Annotated in this window: 1 protein-coding gene, 1 pseudogene and 1 riboswitch; the gene and the pseudogene both read right to left on the bottom strand. The window is 80.9% G+C overall.

All coding sequences use genetic code 11. From position 1 onward, the window contains the following. Positions 1–153, bottom strand: a pseudogene (locus RKE29_RS27775) (cobalamin biosynthesis protein); the annotation flags it as partial. A gap of 240 nt (positions 154–393) precedes the next feature. Beyond that, positions 394–524, bottom strand: a riboswitch (cobalamin riboswitch). 294 nt (positions 525–818) lie between these two features. Beyond that, positions 819–1,067 (bottom strand): hypothetical protein, encoded by a 249-nt coding sequence (locus tag RKE29_RS27770; RefSeq protein ID WP_312008433.1) that lies wholly within the window; start codon positions 1,065–1,067, stop codon positions 819–821. Between the last annotated feature and the right edge of the window lie 147 nt (positions 1,068–1,214).

The raw sequence follows: 1,214 nt of genomic DNA, 5'->3' as shown, positions 1-1,214 counted from the left end.
CGCGCGGTGGTCGCGCCACAGGCGCCGCTCGGCGGCCGCGGCGGCGCGTCCGAAGGCGGCCACCGGGTGGCCGCGGCGCGGGTCGCCCACGGCCAGGTCGGCGAGGAAGCCGAGCGCGGCGCCCCATGCGAACGCGGCGTGATCCGTTCCCATCGCCTCAGCCCGCCGCCGGGCCCCGCCGGGCGGCGGGCCGGGACGGCGGGTGCGGCGCGGACGGGTCCGGTACGGCCCGGACCGGCACGCGGGGCGGCGCGGAGGCCGGGAGCGGGCCGGCGGCCGGGAAGGGGGCCGGACGGCGTGTCGGGGAAAGCGGCGCGGGCGCAGCGGTGCCGGGCATGGCGGTGTGTCCTCACTCAGGGTCCTCGCCCTGGCTCGACGTCGACCGGCGGTGGAAGTCTCCTGGCTCCCGGATCCGCGGCTCTCCCGGCCTTCCAGCCCCTGGCGGGGCCGTGACCTCGCTGGCGATGGGAGAGCTGCTCCCCGGTGACAGTGGCGGGACCGCGCCGGACTCGCACCGGCTTCCTCCCCTTGCCGCCGTTTGGCTCCGGCAGTCCACCACGGGCCGCGGCGGCCGTCAATAAGCCCGTGACCTGGGCGGGGCCGGTGTGGGCGGCTCCACATCGGCCCCGCGGCGCCGACGCGGGCGCGCGGCCGCCCGTCGGCCGCCGGGCCCGCGGTCCGGGCGGCGCCCGGCGGACCGGCGGGGTACACGCGCGGGCGGGGCCGGATCCCCACCTCCCGGCCCCGCCCGCGCGGGCTCGCACGCCCGTACCCGCCCGCCCGCGCGTGACGGGCACGTGGCGGTTACGGGCGGCCTGTCAGGCGACGATAAGACGGATGCCGTACGCGACGGCCGCCGCGCACACCGCGAAGCACGCGTACGCCCCCGCGCGGGCCGGCGCGGACGGACCGCCGTCGGCGGCGGCCACCGCGCCGTCGGGCCCCGGCGCCGAGCGGGGCCTGCGGGAGGTGCCGACGATGCCGAGCGTGAACACGCCCACCATGCCGACCGTCACCGCCAGGCTGACGCCGAAGACCTGGCCGAGGGCTTCCCAGTCGATGCTCATCGTGTCGCTTCCTTGGTCGGGGCCGGGGCGGCGGCGGTGGCGGGGGGCTGTTCGGGGCCGGCGGGCGCCTGCGCGGCCGGGATGACCGCCGTCGCGGGCGCCACGGGCGCCGCCGCGGCGAGCGCGGGAGCGGGCGGTGCCGGGTCG

This window comes from Streptomyces sp. B1866, from assembly GCF_031932565.1.
Lineage (GTDB): Bacteria > Actinomycetota > Actinomycetes > Streptomycetales > Streptomycetaceae > Streptomyces.
The sequence above is the reverse complement of the archived record's forward strand: the minus strand, read 5'-3'. Positions and strand labels throughout refer to the sequence as shown.